General features: G+C 43.1%; 16 protein-coding genes. 4 read left to right on the top strand and 12 right to left on the bottom strand.

The window, feature by feature from the left end:
• Positions 1-40: 40 nt before the first annotated feature.
• From rnc to H6G03_RS09625, 5 genes are all read right to left on the bottom strand, one after another.
• Entirely contained in the window at positions 41-769 is a 729-nt protein-coding gene (gene rnc, locus H6G03_RS09645; protein ID WP_190464159.1) for a ribonuclease III, read from the bottom strand.
• A 149-nt stretch (positions 770-918) separates the two neighbouring features.
• Complete coding sequence (locus H6G03_RS09640) at positions 919-1,662, bottom strand: NYN domain-containing protein (RefSeq protein ID WP_199315229.1); 744 nt, start codon at positions 1,660-1,662, stop codon at positions 919-921.
• Positions 1,663-2,309: 647 nt separating this feature from the next.
• On the bottom strand, positions 2,310-2,903 hold the full coding sequence (locus tag H6G03_RS09635; protein WP_190464113.1) for a Uma2 family endonuclease: 594 nt from the start codon (positions 2,901-2,903) through the stop codon (positions 2,310-2,312).
• 40 nt (positions 2,904-2,943) lie between these two features.
• The gene (locus H6G03_RS09630; RefSeq protein WP_190464112.1) at positions 2,944-4,392 is read right to left on the bottom strand and encodes a sensor histidine kinase; all 1,449 of its coding nucleotides are present in this window, start codon (positions 4,390-4,392) and stop codon (positions 2,944-2,946) included.
• A gap of 15 nt (positions 4,393-4,407) precedes the next feature.
• A complete protein-coding gene (locus tag H6G03_RS09625) occupies positions 4,408-4,860 on the bottom strand; it encodes an ABA4-like family protein (protein ID WP_190464111.1) in 453 nt (150 codons plus the stop codon).
• A 325-nt stretch (positions 4,861-5,185) separates the two neighbouring features.
• On the opposite strand from H6G03_RS09625, the gene H6G03_RS09620 reads away from it, so the two are divergent.
• On the top strand, positions 5,186-5,398 hold the full coding sequence (locus tag H6G03_RS09620; protein WP_190464110.1) for a hypothetical protein: 213 nt from the start codon (positions 5,186-5,188) through the stop codon (positions 5,396-5,398).
• Positions 5,399-5,490: 92 nt separating this feature from the next.
• Here H6G03_RS09620 and H6G03_RS09615 read toward each other — a convergent pair whose 3' ends face one another.
• The 3 genes from H6G03_RS09615 to H6G03_RS09605 form a co-directional block, all read right to left on the bottom strand.
• Positions 5,491-5,928 (bottom strand): DUF4112 domain-containing protein, encoded by a 438-nt coding sequence (locus H6G03_RS09615; RefSeq protein WP_190464109.1) that lies wholly within the window; start codon positions 5,926-5,928, stop codon positions 5,491-5,493.
• Between the two features lie 70 nt (positions 5,929-5,998).
• Positions 5,999-6,451, bottom strand: coding sequence for an acyl-CoA thioesterase (locus H6G03_RS09610; protein ID WP_190464108.1), 453 nt, complete (start codon positions 6,449-6,451; stop codon positions 5,999-6,001).
• A gap of 51 nt (positions 6,452-6,502) precedes the next feature.
• Entirely contained in the window at positions 6,503-7,297 is a 795-nt protein-coding gene (locus tag H6G03_RS09605; RefSeq protein ID WP_190464107.1) for an inositol monophosphatase family protein, read from the bottom strand.
• Between the two features lie 104 nt (positions 7,298-7,401).
• Between H6G03_RS09605 and H6G03_RS09600 the strand changes: the two genes are divergently transcribed.
• The 3 genes from H6G03_RS09600 to H6G03_RS09590 all read left to right on the top strand — a co-directional run bounded on the left by H6G03_RS09600 (position 7,402) and on the right by H6G03_RS09590 (position 11,267).
• Positions 7,402-8,283, top strand: coding sequence for an SDR family oxidoreductase (locus H6G03_RS09600; RefSeq protein ID WP_190464106.1), 882 nt, complete (start codon positions 7,402-7,404; stop codon positions 8,281-8,283).
• Between the two features lie 536 nt (positions 8,284-8,819).
• Complete coding sequence (locus H6G03_RS09595) at positions 8,820-10,667, top strand: ABC transporter ATP-binding protein (RefSeq protein ID WP_190464105.1); 1,848 nt, start codon at positions 8,820-8,822, stop codon at positions 10,665-10,667.
• 18 nt (positions 10,668-10,685) lie between these two features.
• Complete coding sequence (locus H6G03_RS09590; RefSeq protein WP_190464104.1) at positions 10,686-11,267, top strand: hypothetical protein; 582 nt, start codon at positions 10,686-10,688, stop codon at positions 11,265-11,267.
• Here H6G03_RS09590 and H6G03_RS09585 read toward each other — a convergent pair.
• The 4 genes from H6G03_RS09585 to H6G03_RS09570 form a co-directional block, all read right to left on the bottom strand.
• Entirely contained in the window at positions 11,253-11,708 is a 456-nt protein-coding gene (locus tag H6G03_RS09585) for a DUF29 domain-containing protein (RefSeq protein WP_190464103.1), read from the bottom strand. The genes H6G03_RS09590 and H6G03_RS09585 overlap by 15 nt on opposite strands.
• A gap of 47 nt (positions 11,709-11,755) precedes the next feature.
• Complete coding sequence (locus tag H6G03_RS09580) at positions 11,756-11,911, bottom strand: hypothetical protein (protein ID WP_190464102.1); 156 nt, start codon at positions 11,909-11,911, stop codon at positions 11,756-11,758.
• Between the two features lie 32 nt (positions 11,912-11,943).
• Complete coding sequence (locus H6G03_RS09575; protein WP_190464101.1) at positions 11,944-14,763, bottom strand: two-partner secretion domain-containing protein; 2,820 nt, start codon at positions 14,761-14,763, stop codon at positions 11,944-11,946.
• 147 nt (positions 14,764-14,910) lie between these two features.
• Positions 14,911-17,733, bottom strand: coding sequence for a two-partner secretion domain-containing protein (locus H6G03_RS09570; protein ID WP_190464100.1), 2,823 nt, complete (start codon positions 17,731-17,733; stop codon positions 14,911-14,913).
• Between the last annotated feature and the right edge of the window lie 71 nt (positions 17,734-17,804).

Genomic DNA, 17,804 nt, shown 5'->3' with positions numbered 1-17,804 from the left:
CCCCAGCGGGTGAGAATATTAGCGCGATATCCCATCCATTCTACATCTTCCCTTGTTTTCTCAGCTTGGCAAGCGCATCTTCAGCCGCACTTTTTTCAGCATCTTTTTTGCTGCGTCCCTTCCCTTCTCCATATTTTTCGTTACCTACAAGAACTTTGGAAAGGAACTCTGGCGCGTGAGATTCTCCACCCGCCTGAACTGTCTCGTATTTAGGCAATTGACTTGTGCCAATGTTCGCCATTACCCATTGCTGAAACTGATTTTTAGCATCTACATTCGAGCGAGAAACTACTACACTTTCAGGTACGGAATTAAACAGCTTTTTGATAAAAACGCGGACTGGCTCAATGTCACAATTGTTATCCAGATAGTAAGCACCAACAAAAGCTTCAAAGGTGCTACTGAGCAAATTTCGATTGGTAAAACCTCCCTCTTTAATTGTACCTATACCCAATCGCATTCTCAAGTCTAATCCAAGCTCGATCGCAAACCTTGCTAACTGCTTTTCATCTACCAAAGCTGCACGCCGACGGGTCATTTGATCTTCGGACATTTCTGGGTAAAGACGATAGAGATAATCCCCACTCAAAAAATTTAGCAACGCATCACCCAAAAACTCTAAACGTTCGTTATTTTCTTCTCCTTCGCCAGGATTATCGTTGACGTAAGAACGATGCGTAAGGGCTTGGCGCAATAATTTTTCATTGTTGAAGGTGGGGATTTTTGCTTCCAATTGTGTCTCTCCTTTCGGTGGGTTAATTAACTGCATATAATCCGTAGAAGTATTATCGCTTTCAGCGGGTATCGTTGTTAAGTTGGTAGTCATCAAAAAACGCCAATAATGAAGGTCGTGGAGAAACCCGGTTTCTCGGAGAAACCGGGTTTCTGAGAGGTATAGGAAGCAGAAGGTTAGGAACTTTAGGCAGCAGCTTTGTATTGCTCAATTAAAAACACTTGTTGTTCGTCAATTCGCACCTTCCCATCCTTTGCCGCAGCTTTAACAAACTTTGAAAACTTTGAAAATGTCTTTCCATCAGGTGTACGGATAGACTTTGCTCCCTGATACTGGGAAAAAAGCTGACGCATCAATTTGTCAATTATGGGAAATCGCGTAAGCTGACCTTTGGTTGGCGCAGTCTTGATAGCTTCAAGCAGACACTCTATAGCTTCATTGTAACCGATAATAGACAAAGTGGTATCTATTTGAGGCTGAGTTTTTTTCCCAACTAAATCAGCTAATTCATCTATAAAGTGGAATTCATCAGCAAGCTCAATCATCTTTTGTTTTACATTACCTCGTAGAGCAAAGATTATCACTTTTATGCCTAATTTTTGCAGATTACTTACTAAGTATGCAAAGTCTCCATCTCCTGAAACTAAAATAACTATGTCTGGAGAGAAAGTATGGGCATCCTTAATACAGTCAGCGATCAATTGATTGTCTGCGCTGTTCTTTAAAGAACAGGGAACATTAAAACCTTTAACACCAGGAATTTTTAGGTTATCCATTACAAAAGCCTGGTTTGGACACAATGAATTATAGTAGACTTTTGCATCAATCAAACGCCCTATTGATTTAGCAAATGCTAGCAATAAAATGCCTAAATATTCACTTAAGTGAACATTCTGATAATCGGCATAGAGGGAAACAGAAGGTTTCATCTTGATTTCTCCAGTAATTATTGGACTGGACAGCATCAAGAAATCGCACATCTAGCTGCAACAAACCTTTGTACAGGGAACTTACAAAAAATAAGATATCCCATATTGCAAAACTTGCAACCTACACATTTATCTGGTCAAAGTCTCAGCCGTAAGGATGATGAGATCCGGCCAAGGGTCGGCTTAACCGATTGCACGATTACTCGTGTCAAGTGGCGGAAAATTGATTGAGGAAACATGGAGAGAGATGGTACTATCTGCGATCGCATCTCTATTCCCAAGCAAATCACAAAGCGCATAAGACACAGGTAGTTTTACCCATGACCTATGCGCCATGTTAAATTCTTGAAAATACGATGCAGTCGCAGACAATATCATCCCTCTTCAGGTTTCCTCAATCAATTTTCCGCCACTTGGCACGAGTAATCGTGCAATCGGTTAGGCCGACCCTTGGCCGGATCTCACCATCCTTGCAGCTGAGGCCGCAACCAACATCAAATGTGTTTGTGGATCTTTTAGCTATCTTTTTCAGAGATAGCACAAACCCAGTTGGGTGTCAAGGATATAGTCAAATTTATTTTTTCGATCGCTGCTCCCAGAAACCCGGTTTCTCTAAGAAACCGGGTTTCTTTCCACTTTGAGTTAATTTAACCATTCAATTTTTGCGGAAATACTCTACTTAAATCCAAAGATAAATCGGGAAAACAAGGTAACGCAATTATCTGATTTGGTAAAACAATCCGCCTATTATGATAACCAAAATTTCCTTGACTATTCTGAAAAGGTTCGCTGTGAGCTTCCAACTGATTATCGAATAAATTAAATATCCAATAATCAGATATACCCGCCTCAGCATATAAGGACAATTTCACTTCTCGATCGTACTTTAAAGTAGAATCTGAAATTTCCATTACCAGCAACACATCAGATGGACTTGGATGAGCCGATAAATAGTCATCAGGACGGTTTTGGAGAATCGCAAAATCTGGTTCTGGTTCGCTGTTAGGCGGTAAAATAATCGGAGCCTGAGATTGTAAAGTTCCTCTGTCTCCCACCAGTATTGGTAGTTCTTTCCACAATTTTCTCAGACAAGTTTCGTGAGCCGTACCTTTTGCTGCCATCTCAATAATTTCTCCCTTAATTAACTCAATTCGATCGTCTTCATGGAAAAATCCAATTTCTGTCAGCTTGTGATATTCATCCAGCGTAAAACGCTTAGGCTTAGCCTGAGTTCTACTCATTTTATTTTCCTTCCAAGCACGCATTAATGTTATTTACATTTTAGCATAAGTAGGTTTTTATTGGTATAATTAATGTAAAAATAGAACCTTTTCCTAATTGACTTTCTAACTCAACTTTTCCGCCGTGTGCGTCTGCGATCGCTTTCACAATTGCCAACCCCAAACCATAGCCTTCGGAACGTCGGCGACTGTTAGCAACACGCGCAAAACGCTCGAAAATACGATCGCGATCGCTCGCGGCAATTCCTTCCCCAGTATCGCGAACCCAGAAACAAATATCGCCATTTTTGAAAGATGAACCGAGAGCGATCGCATCATTTTCTTTGGTATGTTGAACTGCATTTTGAGCCAAATTCATAATTGCTTGGGTCAAACGCTGACGATCGGCTAAAATTTCACCAGATGCTTTAGATTCCAACTGCCAATTTCGATCCCCTAAAGCTAAAGCTTTGACAAATAATTCTTCAGTTAACGTTGCCACTTCCAACGTCTCCAAGCTCAAAAAATCAGTACGTTCCGCTTTTGCTAACAACAACAAATCATTAACCAAACGATTCATTCGATCCAATTCATCCATCACCAGATCGATCGTTTCCCTTTGTTCTTCCGGGTCATCTCCCAACAATTCCAAATGACCGCGTATAATAGTAATAGGCGTTCGCAATTCATGCCCAGCATCATTAATAAAATTGCGCTGACTTGTAAAAGCAGCCTCCAGCCGTTCTAACATTTCATTAAACGTAACCGTCAGTTCCGCAATTTCATCCGCACCCTGTAGGGGAATGCGTCCAGTCAAGTCCGACTCGCTAATCGATCGAGCAGTCGCTGTAACTAAGCGCAAAGGAACTAACACTCTTCCTGCAACAGTCCAAGTCAAAGCCGAAGTAACACCTAATAAAATTAATGTCACGAAAAATATGACAGCCGTTACTTCATTTACCTTTTCCAAATCCTCATACATTGAATGAATGACAACAAACACTCCCCGAACTTTCCCCCCAATGATAACGGGTTCGGCCAAATAACGTATAGTATCATTTGCCGTGACTAGCTCACCTTTTTCGCGGCGGTTTAGTTGTCCCCAACGTTTTAATAAACTCTGATTATGTCGAAGTGATTCAGGCAAAGCAGCGGGACTGGATTTGTAAATTTTCCCGTTCATTAAACCGATAATAAATTCTCCGTCAGAGGGAATCTGACGAGATAAAAAAGTGTCAAATAAAGTAGAAACTTTGCAATTATTTCCCTGACATTCTTTTACTAATTGCTGAAATTGCTTTACCTCTCGAACGAGAACTTTTTTACCTCGTTCTTCTAAACGTACCGAGAGAACTTGACGGACAGCTAGTATAGAGATAGCACCCGATGCAGCCATCAGTATCAGATACCAAACTAGAACGCGGGTACGGATTCCGAAGAATAATTTCCGCCATCCCTGAAATTGTTTTGTTTTTATCACCACGGCTTTGAGAAGTTTTTTGGTGGGCATCGCCCACCCTACCTACTAAACAGCAGTTGTAGACTCAGATTCTTTGGGGGAGAAAAATTTCTGGGTTATCCAACTGGTGAAAATGTGAGAGAGCAATCCTAATGGGCCAGCGAATAAGCTAAGTACGATCGAATGAGTCGTAAAAACTCCTGTTTTTTGCCCTTCCCAGTAAATCCAGCGCCCCACAAACAAATCCATCACCAGAAAGTGAACCCACCCAACTGCTGCTGCATTCTCATCTGCAAAGAAGCGGGCGATATCAGCCAACTGAGGATTAGCTAAAGCTTGCGCCGATTCCGGTGTAATCGAACCGAAGAGCAAATACAAATACAGTCCAGCCAATACCACAAAAGGTATATAATATTCCATCACCTTGCGTGTGACGCCCCAGTTTGGTAGCAGAATCATCAAAGCCCAAAAGGGCAAAACGAAGAGATTAGCCGCACTAAATAGTTGATTTACCATCATCACGGATAACAGAGGGATCGTTTATATCTTACTCAGATCCAACGACAGTCCTTAGCGCTGGGCCAACATAGGGATTTTAGTGCCGCTGAGGATTGCGTTTACGCCCGATAAAGACTAAAATTTCATCCTATTGGGTGAACTTAGAGTAGGAGGTGGAAACCATCCCACGCTAGACAGCATAGTGTGATGCGTAAATCAAGATTTTCCTGTGAATCATATCACAGGGGATCGGTGGAAAAGAGGCTATAAGCCATAATATACCTACCGGCAGCTAAGCTGACTAGCTGTTCTATACCCATAGATACTCACAAAGGAGATAACCGCAATGGTTCTAGCTAACTTATTTATTCCCCCCTTGCTGGCAATCACCACCTTTTGGACTTTTATGCACACAAACGTAGAGCGACCGACCGCAGAAATTCTGGGCGTATTCGCGCTTGTGATTATTGGTATAAGTATCGTTTGGTTTCTGGTTTGTGCGCCTTGGTTTTTAAACCTCGGTATTGCGATCGTACTCTTCCTCAATAATAGGTATTAGATAGTAGGTATTAACGATAATTTTTATCAATACCTACTACCTACGGCGATTAAAATAATTAAACTACTTGCGATCGGGGGCTAACTTTGCAGCTAAGAATTAACTTCTTGATAGATGCTGCGATCGCCATCTGACGAAACTCGATCGGTAATAGTAGGAGGGCTTTTTTCAATAATTTCTGGCTCGACTACCATCAGATGTTTCTCTAAAAGCTCTAAGTTGCGGATATTCGATTTAAAATAGGCATCGAACAAATCGCCTACCAGAGGAACCGCACCCACTACAGCTTCCAAACCGATATTTAATATCATTTTGTACATAATTTCAGGCGGTAAGCCGAAACGCGCAGCCAAATAAATAATGTAAGCAGAAAAGGCTGTACTGACAATATCTCCAAGACCGGGAATTAAACCGATAATTGGATCTAATCCAAACCGAAAGCCTATCACTGGGATGCGGAAAGCGCTATCCATCAGGCGGCTGAATTTACGGATGCGATTTAAAGTTACAAGACGTTCGAGATTGTTCATATTTTCAATTTTTGCACCACAGACTTTCGTTAGTCTTGTACCTAAAGTAGGAATTATTTAAAACAATAATTTATTCTCCTTTATCTATTGCTTTTACCGATTCGGTAAGTGAAGGTGGCTTAGTAGCTAGGAAGGCTTCTAACATAACAGGAGGAATAGCTTTTGGGCGCATCGTTGCCAAGTTTACCCAGACCCAGGTTGCTTCTGCTTTCACCACTAAATCTTCTTTTCCTAAAATGCGAAGTTCGTAACGTCGGATGGCGCGGGAACCGCGTATTTCTTGCAACCAAGTAGTAATTTCTAATGTATCGCCAGCTACCGCAGGACGCAGATAGTCAATTTCCAGACGCCGCATTACGAATACTCCACCTAACTCGCGGTAGCGATCGACTGTAAAACCCATGTCTTCGGTATGTTCTATCCCCGCCTGTTCCAAGTAATGTTGGTAAACGGCATTGTTAACGTGACCGAGAGCATCCATTTCGTAGTGTCGCACCCGTAATTGTGTGGTGAATTTCTGCATAATTTCCCTTTGAATTTATCCTTCTCAGTATGTTTCCTAAAAACAGTTTAATTAAAGTTTGAGCAATTTTAACAAAGCATTCATCAGTTCAGGATTAGACGCCCCGATCGTAGTTGTAGCACTTACATCAAAAGGCTCACCTGTAAGTTGAGCAAATATTGCACCCGCTTCCTTCGCAATTAAATATCCCGGCATCACATCCCATAGATCGTAGGAATAAACCAAGTAGGCATCTGTTCTACCAACAGCCAAAGAAGCCAAATCGTAACAGGCAGCACCCCACATTTTTAATTGAGCTATACGATTAGCAATTTTTGCTATCCCCAACAATCTAATCCGATTTTTTTCAACTCTATCTCCATTTTTACTGAAATCGCCCATTGAAATAACAGCTTGATTTAATTCCACAGATGAATTGACAGATATTTTCCTACCGTTCAAATAACTGCCGTTATTGACATGGGCAGTATACATTTCCTCAAGTTCGGGCAAATAGATGGCAGCGATAACAGGTTGTTTTTTAATTAAGAGAGCTATTTGGATACCGTAAGTGGGGATTTTTCTGGCATAGTTATTAGTTCCATCTAAAGGGTCGATTACCCACGTCCTCTCATCCGTTAGTAACTCGGTGTAGGATTCTTCCGATAAAATTTTGTCGCCTGGGAAATTTTTAGATAATTTATCAATTATGAATGACTCGATCGCATAATCAGTAGAAGTCACTACATCGTATTCACCTTTCATATATATGTCGGCTGGTGCTTGTGGCTGCTTTATATATAAGTAGCCAGCTTCTTTGATGATTTGCGAAGCATAATCTAACTCTTCTGAATATGTATTCTTCATAAAAAGCTGTGAGTTTTTGCAGTGACGATCGCTTGTAAGAGTATTGTACTGGAGTTACTCCCTTAGCAGTCATCCTCAGCAGCCGAGCGTTTGTGGGTCAGGCTATGCCAAACTATCCTTGGTTGTATTACGCTGAGAAAGAATACCTCATAACGTGGAAAAATACAGCTGTGTCCTTTCGAGTATTGGTTGCGGGAGCAACAGGCGGCGTTGGCCAACTGACGGTCGGTAAATTGCTGGAAAAAGGAGCAACAGTGCGCGTCCTCACCCGCAGTTCCCAGAAAGCTCAAAAAATGTTTGAAAACCGCGTGGAAATTGCACTTGGAGACACCCGCTATCCCGATACCCTGTCACAGGCAATGGCGGATATCACCCACATTATTTGTTGTACCGGCACAACAGCTTTTCCTTCCCAGAGATGGGATTTCGATATTTCCTCTTCAGGAAATCCCATCGAACAATTCCTGGAATGGAGTCAAATTTATTTTAATAGTGAATATCGCCTTAGTAAAGCGAAGAACAGTCCTGAAAAAGTTGATCGCGAAGGTGTTAGCAATCTCGTCGCTGCGGCACCATCCCATCTGCAACGCTTCGTTTTTGTCTCCTCGTGCGGTATCGAACGCAGAGAAAAATTCCCGTTCAGCTTGCTTAATGCTTTTGGCGTTTTGGACGCCAAACTTAAGGGAGAACAAGCCATAATTCGATCGCAATTACCCTACACCATTATTCGACCGGGACGCCTGATTGATGGCCCATATACCTCTTACGACTTGAACACATTGCTAAAAGCCAACACGGGTGGGAAGTTAGGGATTGCGATCGCTACTGGCGATACTCTATCTGGTGACAGCAGCCGCATTGATGTGGCGGCTGCTTGCGTAGAATCGCTCTACCACCCGCGAACAGAAAGAAAGGTATTTGAGTTGATTAATAAAGGCCCAAGACCCGCCGTCATTGACTGGGGTTCTCTTTTCGCCCAATTGTAAAAGTGTCGGGGTACAAAAAAATTCATTTTTTAGGTATATATCTTCATGAAGAATACTTTTGGGTTTACTATTCTTAAAGATAGAGTTAGTCACCTTTATTAAAGTATGTCAACTATTCCCGATCGCATTAGTACTATTGAGCTATCAAAGCTGTGGATTTACAAGGCTCTACAGGAGCTAGAAGCGCAAAGAAACCTCAAGAAGCCGACTCAAGAGGATGACAACTCGAACAAGCCTAGTAATCTTGACCAGTAAGCAGGTCTTCTTTATTTAGGATGCTCATAAGCTAAAAAAATATTCAAAGCCTTACTCAGCAAGGCTTTGAATATTTTTTTTAGATAAAGAAAGCCAGTGAGTCTGCTTGCGATCGGCTTAAAATCACATCCAGCTAGATTGCACAAAATTAAACTGATACAGAACTTACGCACGCCCAGGCTATCAAGCAGGTTTCTTCGTACATATCTATTTTAGAGAAACCCCGGTTTCTTTGCGTAAGTCTATGCTAACTTAGCATAGCAAGTATGGAATAGCCAATTATGGGTTCGTGGGCTAATAATTTAATCACCAGACTCAAAAAAACAGTTTACCTGATATGCAACTACGCTAAAATTTTCTGCCGTTCCATACCCCTGTTATGGAAAGCAGCGCCAAGAGAAACTATATTTCTGGCGATCGCTCTTTTGTTGCAAAGTTTCATACCAGCTATAGCTGTTTGGATTAACAAACAAGTTGTAGACACAGTAGCAGATATCTTGAGTTCGGTAAAAGAATATAATTTTTGGACTCTAGGGAGCCTTGTTTCGCTTTGGGTGGGAACAATTTTTTTAGAAAGTCTCCTTCCACCTTGGGTAGAACTAGCTCATCGTAATATTAGCGAAAAGCTGATTGCCGACCTCAACTTGAAAATTATGTTAAAAGCTAATAGCTTTGTTGATATAAATCGGTTTGAAGATTCCCATTTTTACGATGAATTACAAATAATTCAAGAACAGTCGGCTTATCAACCGCGCTATTTATTAAGTGTCCTGACTGAAGGCATTCCCGAACTATTTACCATTATCAGTATGTTGGTTTTAGTATCTCCCCTGGGTTGGTGGATACCTTTATTAATTTTAGCAACATCTTTGCCGCAAACTTACGTGTCTTTCAAAATCCAATGGGATGCTTGGCAAGCACTTTCTCAAAAAAGTCCCCAAGCTCGTCGGATGCAGTATTACGCATCATTGCTGCTGACAGATACCTACGCTAAAGAAGTGCGTCTTTTTGGACTCGGTTCCCTATTTACCCAACGTTATTTAGAAGCTTTTCAAGATAAATATCAAACCATGCGTCGTTTGCGGGGTAAACAAGCTTTTGCTTTTAGCGGTTTTGCGGCTTTAAGCGCAGCGGGAAATGCCTTTGCTTTTTATTCAGTAGTGCAACAAGCTTTTACTGGCAAACTTACGCCAGGAAGCGTGATGCTTTTTATTCAATCTTTAGCTTATATCCAACAAAACCTCACTTACTTATTACATAATTGTTTCATTCTGCAAGAAACGCTCCTTTTTATGGAACGTTTTTTCAAATTCTTGATAAGCAAGAATACCATGTCCGTGACTATTCCTGCTAAACCTGTACCCTACCCGATCGAGTCAGGAATTGTTTTTGAAAATGTGAACTTTGCTTATCCAGATGGCAGGCTTGCTTTGGCGGGAATTTCTTTTACCCTACACCCTGGAGAAATAGTCGCTTTGGTCGGTGAAAACGGCGCGGGTAAAACTACATTAGTTAAACTGTTAGCGAGGTTATACGATCCTACTGGTGGAAATATTTCGGTAGATGGAGAAAGTCTCAAAAATTTCGATATTGCTGTATGGCGGCGGCAAATTGGTGTGCTGTTTCAAGACTTTTGTCGCTATTCACTCACAATAGCAGAAAATATCTCATTAGGCGATATTGAAGCTATGGACGATTTAGAGCGATTAAAAAAAGCTGCTGAAAAATCGGGAATTGCAGATAAAGTTGAAAGTTTGCCAGAGCAATATTTTACTTTGTTAGGTAAGCAGTTTGGCGGCACGGAACTTTCTGGGGGTGAGTGGCAAAAGTTAGCTTTAGCGCGAGCTTTTGTGCGAGAGGAAGGTTCGCAAATTCTGATTTTAGATGAGCCGACAGCGGCGTTAGACCCCCGCAGCGAGTATGAAATTTACAGTCATTTTTTTGACTTAGTTCGCGGTAAGACAGCGATTTTAGTTACCCATCGTTTGGCTTCGGTTAAAATGGCCGATCGCATTCTCGTATTAAAAGCTGGTAAACTAATTGAAGAAGGAACTCACGAGCAACTTTTGGAAAAGGGAGGTGAGTACGCAACTCTTTGGAATATGCAAGTGGAACAATACAAATTTTAGTTTGAATAGCGAGAAGTGATGGCAGAAATAAAACTCGGAAAATACTTAACTATTGAGAAGTTTTGTACTTGTAGCAATACTTATAATAAGTATGCCTCTCAAATCGATCCTTATCCGCAAAATGGAGAAGAAACGCTGACAGCGCTGCAAGATTTAAATCGCTTTATTATAGAGCCAATTATTGACTTTTTTGGCATCGATAAGTTTCGTCTGACTTATGGATTTTGCTCGAAAGATTTGAAGAAATATCTAGATAAGAAAGACCCGGAGACGGGGCAAAAAAACGGTCGAGTTGCGCCCGATATCGATCAGCACATGGCTCATGAAATCAATAAAAACGGTAAATATTATTGCCAAAGATTAGGCGCTGCTTGCGATTTTCTGATTGTTGGGGAGGGCAGCGATCGCATCATCGATTGGATCATATCACAAAAGCTGCCGTTTGATTCTTTGTATTATTACGGTGTCGATCGACCGATTCACATCAGTTATGGCCCGCAACACAAAAGAGAGATTTGGACATTCACTGCCACGGGACAACCAACAAGAAAAGGAATTGGCCATTGGTTAGAATTAGTCAAACAATTACATCTCCTCTAAAATTTGTTCCAAAGAATTAATTGGTTTTACCGGAAATGTATCGATCGCCAATTTTGTTCGATCGCTAGCTTCTGCTCTTGCTTCCTCGTAACACTCATCAAAAATTTCTAAGATGTAAGTCTTAAGACTGGGACTATCTTTCAGTCGCTCCTTAATTTCTCTACGAAATGCCCTAATTTCTCCCCTCCAGTGACCTTCATTACGCTCTCGTTCTGCATTCCAATATTTAAGCTTCAATAAATGTTCTATAAGTCGAATCAATAAACTTTTAATTCTTTGCTTTTCGTTCCTACCCGTACTTTCCAACTCTTCAATCAAGTTATCTATATCTACAACTGAAAAATGACCAGTACGAAGTTGGTTTATCGTCGTCTTAATCCAAAGGTAATAATCTTCGTTATATAAAGTTTGAGTTGTTGTTAGTTGCGATTGCTGCGGCATACATTTGCTTAAATGTTTTTAAATCCTTTAAATTGAGTTTCAGCTAGCTACATTAATTCCTTGCCGAAATTTATTGACTGCTTGAACTGGTTGGATAAATTAATGCAGCGAGCCAGGAGTTCTATATCTAAAGTTGGTAAAACCTGCGATCGCTCGATTTCAACATACCCGTTAACTTCCAGTTCTAATGTAGAAGCTGTCATAGAAATTCTCCGATCGATTCGCTGACATTTCTTTAAAGATGGCATCCAGGTGGAGTATACCAAGAACTTTGGGGAGCAGCATTAGGTGCTTGCGCCACCAATTTAACTCTACCGCGATCGTCGATCGTCCATCCCGTCGCCTCCACAATCCGGGTACTGGCAATTGTCGATTCTCTCCCACTCCCCCACTCTGCCACTCCTCCCCTCCCTCCGAGTTGTACCAAACGCACATCGCGCCAAACTGCCCTCCCTCTAAGGGCTTGCGTCGGGTCATCCGGTAAGCCGCCGTTGCCGGTAACCGTAAAGCTATTGCCCACAGAAGCTGCACAACTTCTAGCAATGCTGCCGCTCACATCCTCAAAATTTGACGACAACTCCACTAAACCAGCACTGGGGTCAACATCGGGAGTATTAATTTCTACCACGCCGCTAAACTGGGGGCCAAGGTCAGAGGTTGCGGTGATGTCACTTTGCGGGGTTAGTTCATTGCGGAACTGAGTGCCAAAAATGCCTTGTGCGCTGATACTCACCCGACCGCCAGCACCTCTTTGTGCATTAGCGGTAATATCGCTATTTTCCAAAGCGACTAAAGTATTCGTATCGATATTGATATTCCCGCCAGTAGCATTCCCCGCATCTGTGTTAATGCGGCTGCCTTGACGTAACTGGAGAGCAAGAGATTGCAGATTAATATTTGCCCCCAGACCAGATGTAGTTCTCCCGTTAATGCTGCTTTGATTGTCCAGAGCGATCGAGTCTGCTACCACATTAATATTACCAGCACCCCCCGTACCCAATGCTCCGACATTCAATATTGCCCCATCTTTGACAATCAATTCTCTTGCATTCAAATTCAGCGAACCCGCATTTCCAGTAGCGTTGGGATTGTCAAAACTCAATAGTGTGCCAGCCGAAGCCTCAATTCTACTACTCAACCCACGGGTTTTGCTAGTGCCTTGCACTACGATGCGATCGGCATTTAAGGTAATACTTCCCGCATCTGCTGCACCCAAAGAAGCTGCCGAAATCAGCGCCCCATCTCGCAAGGTTAACAAAGGTGTCGAGAGGCGAATATCTCCACCTCTACCAGAACTTGCAGTCAAAGTAGTCAGAGAAGTCGGTGCGAAGCCGAGATCTCCCAATACTCCAGACTCGCCGCTGACTTCTACAGACTCGGAAGCTGTCACAGTTAAATTTCCTCCTAGTCCCCCTTTTGTAGATAAGACAGTTTGCCCGATGATTACACCCGTCGCTAAACTAATTGTGGCTCCATCAAAAATACTCAGTCGCTTAGTATCGATCGTAATATCCCCTGATTTCCCATTGCCATCAAAAGAGTTTGTACCGATTACAGTTTGTGCGGTACTTCCAGGCAGACTCCCTGACAATTCTACAGATTCAGAAGTTTTAATCGCGATATTCCCCGATGCGCCATCACTGCGGCTGATGCTGACGAGATTGCTGCCATCGCGCATAATTAACCGTTGTGCCTCAACATTTATGCTTCCGCCCTGACCAGTACTTTCCTTAGTTGTGCCATTATTGATTGCAGAACTAACAATTTCGACAGTATTAGCCCGGATATTCAGATTTCCGCCATTTCCAGCACCAAGGCTACCGCTACCGCCCACTACCCCATCCCGCACCAACAACCGTCCAGCTTCAATGTTAATATCTCCAGCATCTCCCCTGCCGACAGTACCTGTGAGCAGAACAATTTGCCGATCGAAAGGATTGAGCGTTCCAGATCCTAGATATTGATTGTAAAACCGCTGATAACCTTCAAGTCCCAGCCCGCTGATGTCTACCGAGTCGTTAGCGTGTAGCGCTATATCGCCTCCCTTACCATCTCCCAATGTAGGAGTAAAAATTTGCGCCCCTCCCTCTACTCGCAAGTTTTGGGCATTAATATTAATCCCTCTACCATCTATATTTCCCAGCGTTATTCCGTAAATTAGCGCACTACTGAGCGTGACATTTCCACCTCGAATATCTACTTTTCCACCACCGATGCCGCTGGTATTAACGATCGCTCCATTGGATATTTGAATATTGCCGAAGTTGGCAATATTTTCATAGTTTAAACTGAGTCCGAATAGCGTGGGAGTGAAACTGACTAAACCCGGACTCGCCACGCTACCTAAAAGTATTTGTCCGGTAGAAGCAGTTAAATTGCCGCCATCGAGTTGGATATCGCCACCCACTAACGCTAATGTTTGGCCGGGTGCTACTGCTAATCCTACTTTGTTGTCAAAGGGAATCTCAAAGGGAAATGGGATGGCCAGAGTTGGTAAATTTATTTGTGCGGTTGTTTGCGATCGATTCTCAATTCTGCCTGGATTTGTGCCGAATTGCAAACCAATGGGCACGTTAATAGTTAGCAAAGATGGCGCTGTGGGTTTAGTAGCGCTAAATTCGCTACCATCGACAAATCTAATACTAGAAGCTGTCGAACCGATCAACGAACCGCCGATATTTAATTGGGCGTTCTGTCCAAAAATTATGCCGTTGGGATTGATTAAAAATAAGTTCGCCACACCGTTGGCGCGAATTAAGCCATCTATATTCGAGATGTTGCTACCCGTGACTCGACTGAAGATATTTTGAATATCTAATGAGTTATTAAAAAAAGCTTCTTTCCCTGTAGGAACAGAAAATTCTTGAAAGCTATGAAATAAATTTACCCCAGCAGTTGTACCGCCTTCAATGCGGATGCTGTTGCCATTGGGAATGGCAATGCTATTGTTTGGTAGCGTGGTATCGGGAACTATCTGTGCGGTGGCGTTGGTGGAAAACAGCCACAAACAGGATAGGGTAGTTGCCACATAGAGCGATCGCAAAACCAGCTTCATCTTTTTTACGGGATAATCGGTCGCCAACAGCACCCAGATCGAGTGTGAATGAGCTTTTTTTTACTATCGACACCCGCAGCACTCATTTTACCCTTTTTGAAAAGTCAATATTCCCAAAGGATAATACTGTCAAGCGAGACTTAACCATTATCTCCTACCGCAGCCCGGTGCATTGTACCAACTACTACCGATAATCATTCCGGAAGTATTGGCGACTAATTCCATTTCCCCCTCACCTTTCACCCGCCATCCGGTCGCCTCTACAATTTGAGGATCTCGAATGAGCGCTTCTCTCCCGCTCTTGCGCTCTCCCGCTCTCCCGCTCTCCCCCACTCCCACCGAACGCACATCCCGCCAAACTGCCCTCCCTCTAAGGGCTTGCGTCGGGTCATCCGGTAAGCCGCCATTGCCGGTAATTGTAAAGCTATTATCCACAGAAGTCGCACAACTAGCGACAATGCTGCCGCTCACATCCTCAAAATTTGCCGATAACTCCACTAAACCAGCACTGGGGTCAACATCGGGAGTATTAATTTCTACCACGCCGCTAAACTGAGGGCCAAGTTCGGAAGTAGCTGTGATATCGCTTTGCGGGGTTAGTTCATTGCGGAACTGAGTGCCAAAAATGCCTTGTGCGCTGATACTCACCCGACCGCCAGAACCTCTTTGTGCGTTAGCGGTAATATCGCTATTTTCCAAAGCGACTAAAGTATTCGTATCGATATTGATGTTACCACCAGTAGCATTCCCCGCATCTGTGTTAATGCGGCTGCCTTGACGTAACTGGAGAGCAAGAGATTGCAGATTAATATTTGCTCCCAGACCAGATGTAGTTCTCCCGTCAATGCTGCTTTGATTGTCCAGAGCGATCGAGTCTGCTACCACATTAATATTACCAGCACCCCCCGTACCCAATGCTCGGACACTAAATATTGCCCCATCTTTAACAATCAATTCTCTTGCATTCACATTCAGCGAACCTGCATTTGCAGTAGCGTTGGGATTGTTAAAATTCGACACAGTGCCAGCCGAAGCCTCAATTCTACTACTCAACTGACTGTTTATGCCAATGCCTTGCAGTAAGATGCGATCGGCATTTAAGGTAATATTTCCCGCATCTGCTGCACCCGAAGAAGCTACTGAAATCAGTGCCCCATCTCGCAAGATTAACAAAGGCGTGGAGAGGCTAATATCTCCACCTCTAGCAGAACTTCCAGTGGTAGTATTCAGAGAACTCGGTGCGAAGCCGACAAACCCCAAAACACCTGACTCGCCGCTGACTTCTACAGACTCGGAAGCTGTCACAGTTAAATTTCCTCCCGGTCCCCCTTTTGTAGACAAGACAGTTTGCCCTAAAATGAAACCCGTCGATAAACTAATTGCGGCTCCATCGGAAACACTCAGTCGCTTAGTATCGATCGTAATATCCCCTGCTTTGCCGTTGCCATCAAAAGAGTTTGTAGCGATTGCAGTTTGTGCGGTACTTCCAGGCAGACTCCCCGACAATTCTACAGATTCAGAAGTTTTAATCGCGATATTTCCCGATGCGCCATCACTGCGACTGATGCTGACGAGATTGCTGCCATCGCGCATGATTAACCGTTGTGCCTCAATATTTATGCTTCCGCCTTGACCAGCACTGGCGCGATTTGTACCGATGCTGAGTGCTGAACTGATGAGTTCGACGGTGTTAGCGCGGATATTCATATTTCCGGCATTTCCAGTAGTGAAGGTATTGGTACCGCCTGTTGCCCCATCGCGCAGCACCAGCCGTCCGGTGTCAATGTTAATTTCTCCAGCGGCTCCACTACCAACAGTACCAGCACTCAGAACAATTTGCGGGACAAATGGGTTGAACGTTCCAGAGAGTAGGTATTGGTTATAAACCTGCTGATAGGCTTCAATTCCCAGCCCGCTGATTTCTACTGAGTCAGTAGCATAGATGTTCAAATCGCTTCCCTTGCCATCTCCCAGTGTCGCCGGGATAATTTGCGACCCTCGATTTATTTGCAAGTTTTGGGCATTAATATTAATACCTCTGCCATCAATATTTCCTATTGTCAATCCTAAAATTCTCGCACCGTTAATGCTGACATTTCCACCTCTGATATCTACTTTGCCGCCACCGATGCCGCTGGTGTTGAGGAGTGTTCCATTTGATATTTCAATATTGCCAAAGTTGGCAATATTGTCATAATTTAAATTAAAACCAAATGGTGTCGGGACGAAACTGACTAAACCTGGACTCGCCACGCTACCTAAAATAATTTGTCCGGTAAAGGCGGTTAAATTACCTCCATCGAGTTGGATATCGCCACCAACTAAGGCTAATGTTTGACCGGGTGCTACTGCTAATCCTACTTTGTTATCAAAGGGAATCTCAAAGGGAAATGGCGTGGTTAGAGGTGGTAAATTTATTGGTGCTGTTGTTTGTGAGCGATTCTCAATTCTGCCTGGATTTGCGCCAAATTGCAACCCAATGGGCACGTTAACTGTCAGCAATGATGGTGCGGTGGGGTTAGTCGCGCTAAATTCACTCCCATCGATAAATCTGATACTAGAAGCTGTCGAACCGATCAACGAACCGCCGATATTTAATTGGGCGTTCTGTCCGAAAATTATGCCGTTGGGATTGATTAAAAATAAGTTCGCCACACCGTTGGCGCGAATTAAGCCATCTATATTCGAGATGTTGCTACCGGTGACTCGACTGAAGATATTTTGAATATCTAATGCGTTATTAAAAAAAGCTTCCGTACCTGTAGGGACAGAAAATTCTTGAAAGCTGTGAAATAAATTGCCGCCAGCAGTTGTACCGCCTTCAATGCGGATGCTGTTGCCATTGGGAATGGCAATGCTATTGTTTGGTAGCGTGGTATCGGGAACTATCTGTGCGGTGGCGTTGGTGGAAAACAGCCACAAACAGGATAGGGTAGTTGCCACATAGAGCGATCGCAAAACCAGATTCATATATTTTTGGGGTTAAGGTCGCCAACAGCGCCCAGATCGAGTGTGAATGAGCATTTTTTTGCTATCGACAC

Origin of the sequence: Aerosakkonema funiforme FACHB-1375 (genome assembly GCF_014696265.1) — a bacterium.
Lineage (GTDB): Bacteria > Cyanobacteriota > Cyanobacteriia > Cyanobacteriales > Aerosakkonemataceae > Aerosakkonema > Aerosakkonema funiforme_A.
Note: the sequence above shows the minus strand (reverse complement) of the source record. Positions and strands in the feature narration are given on the sequence as shown.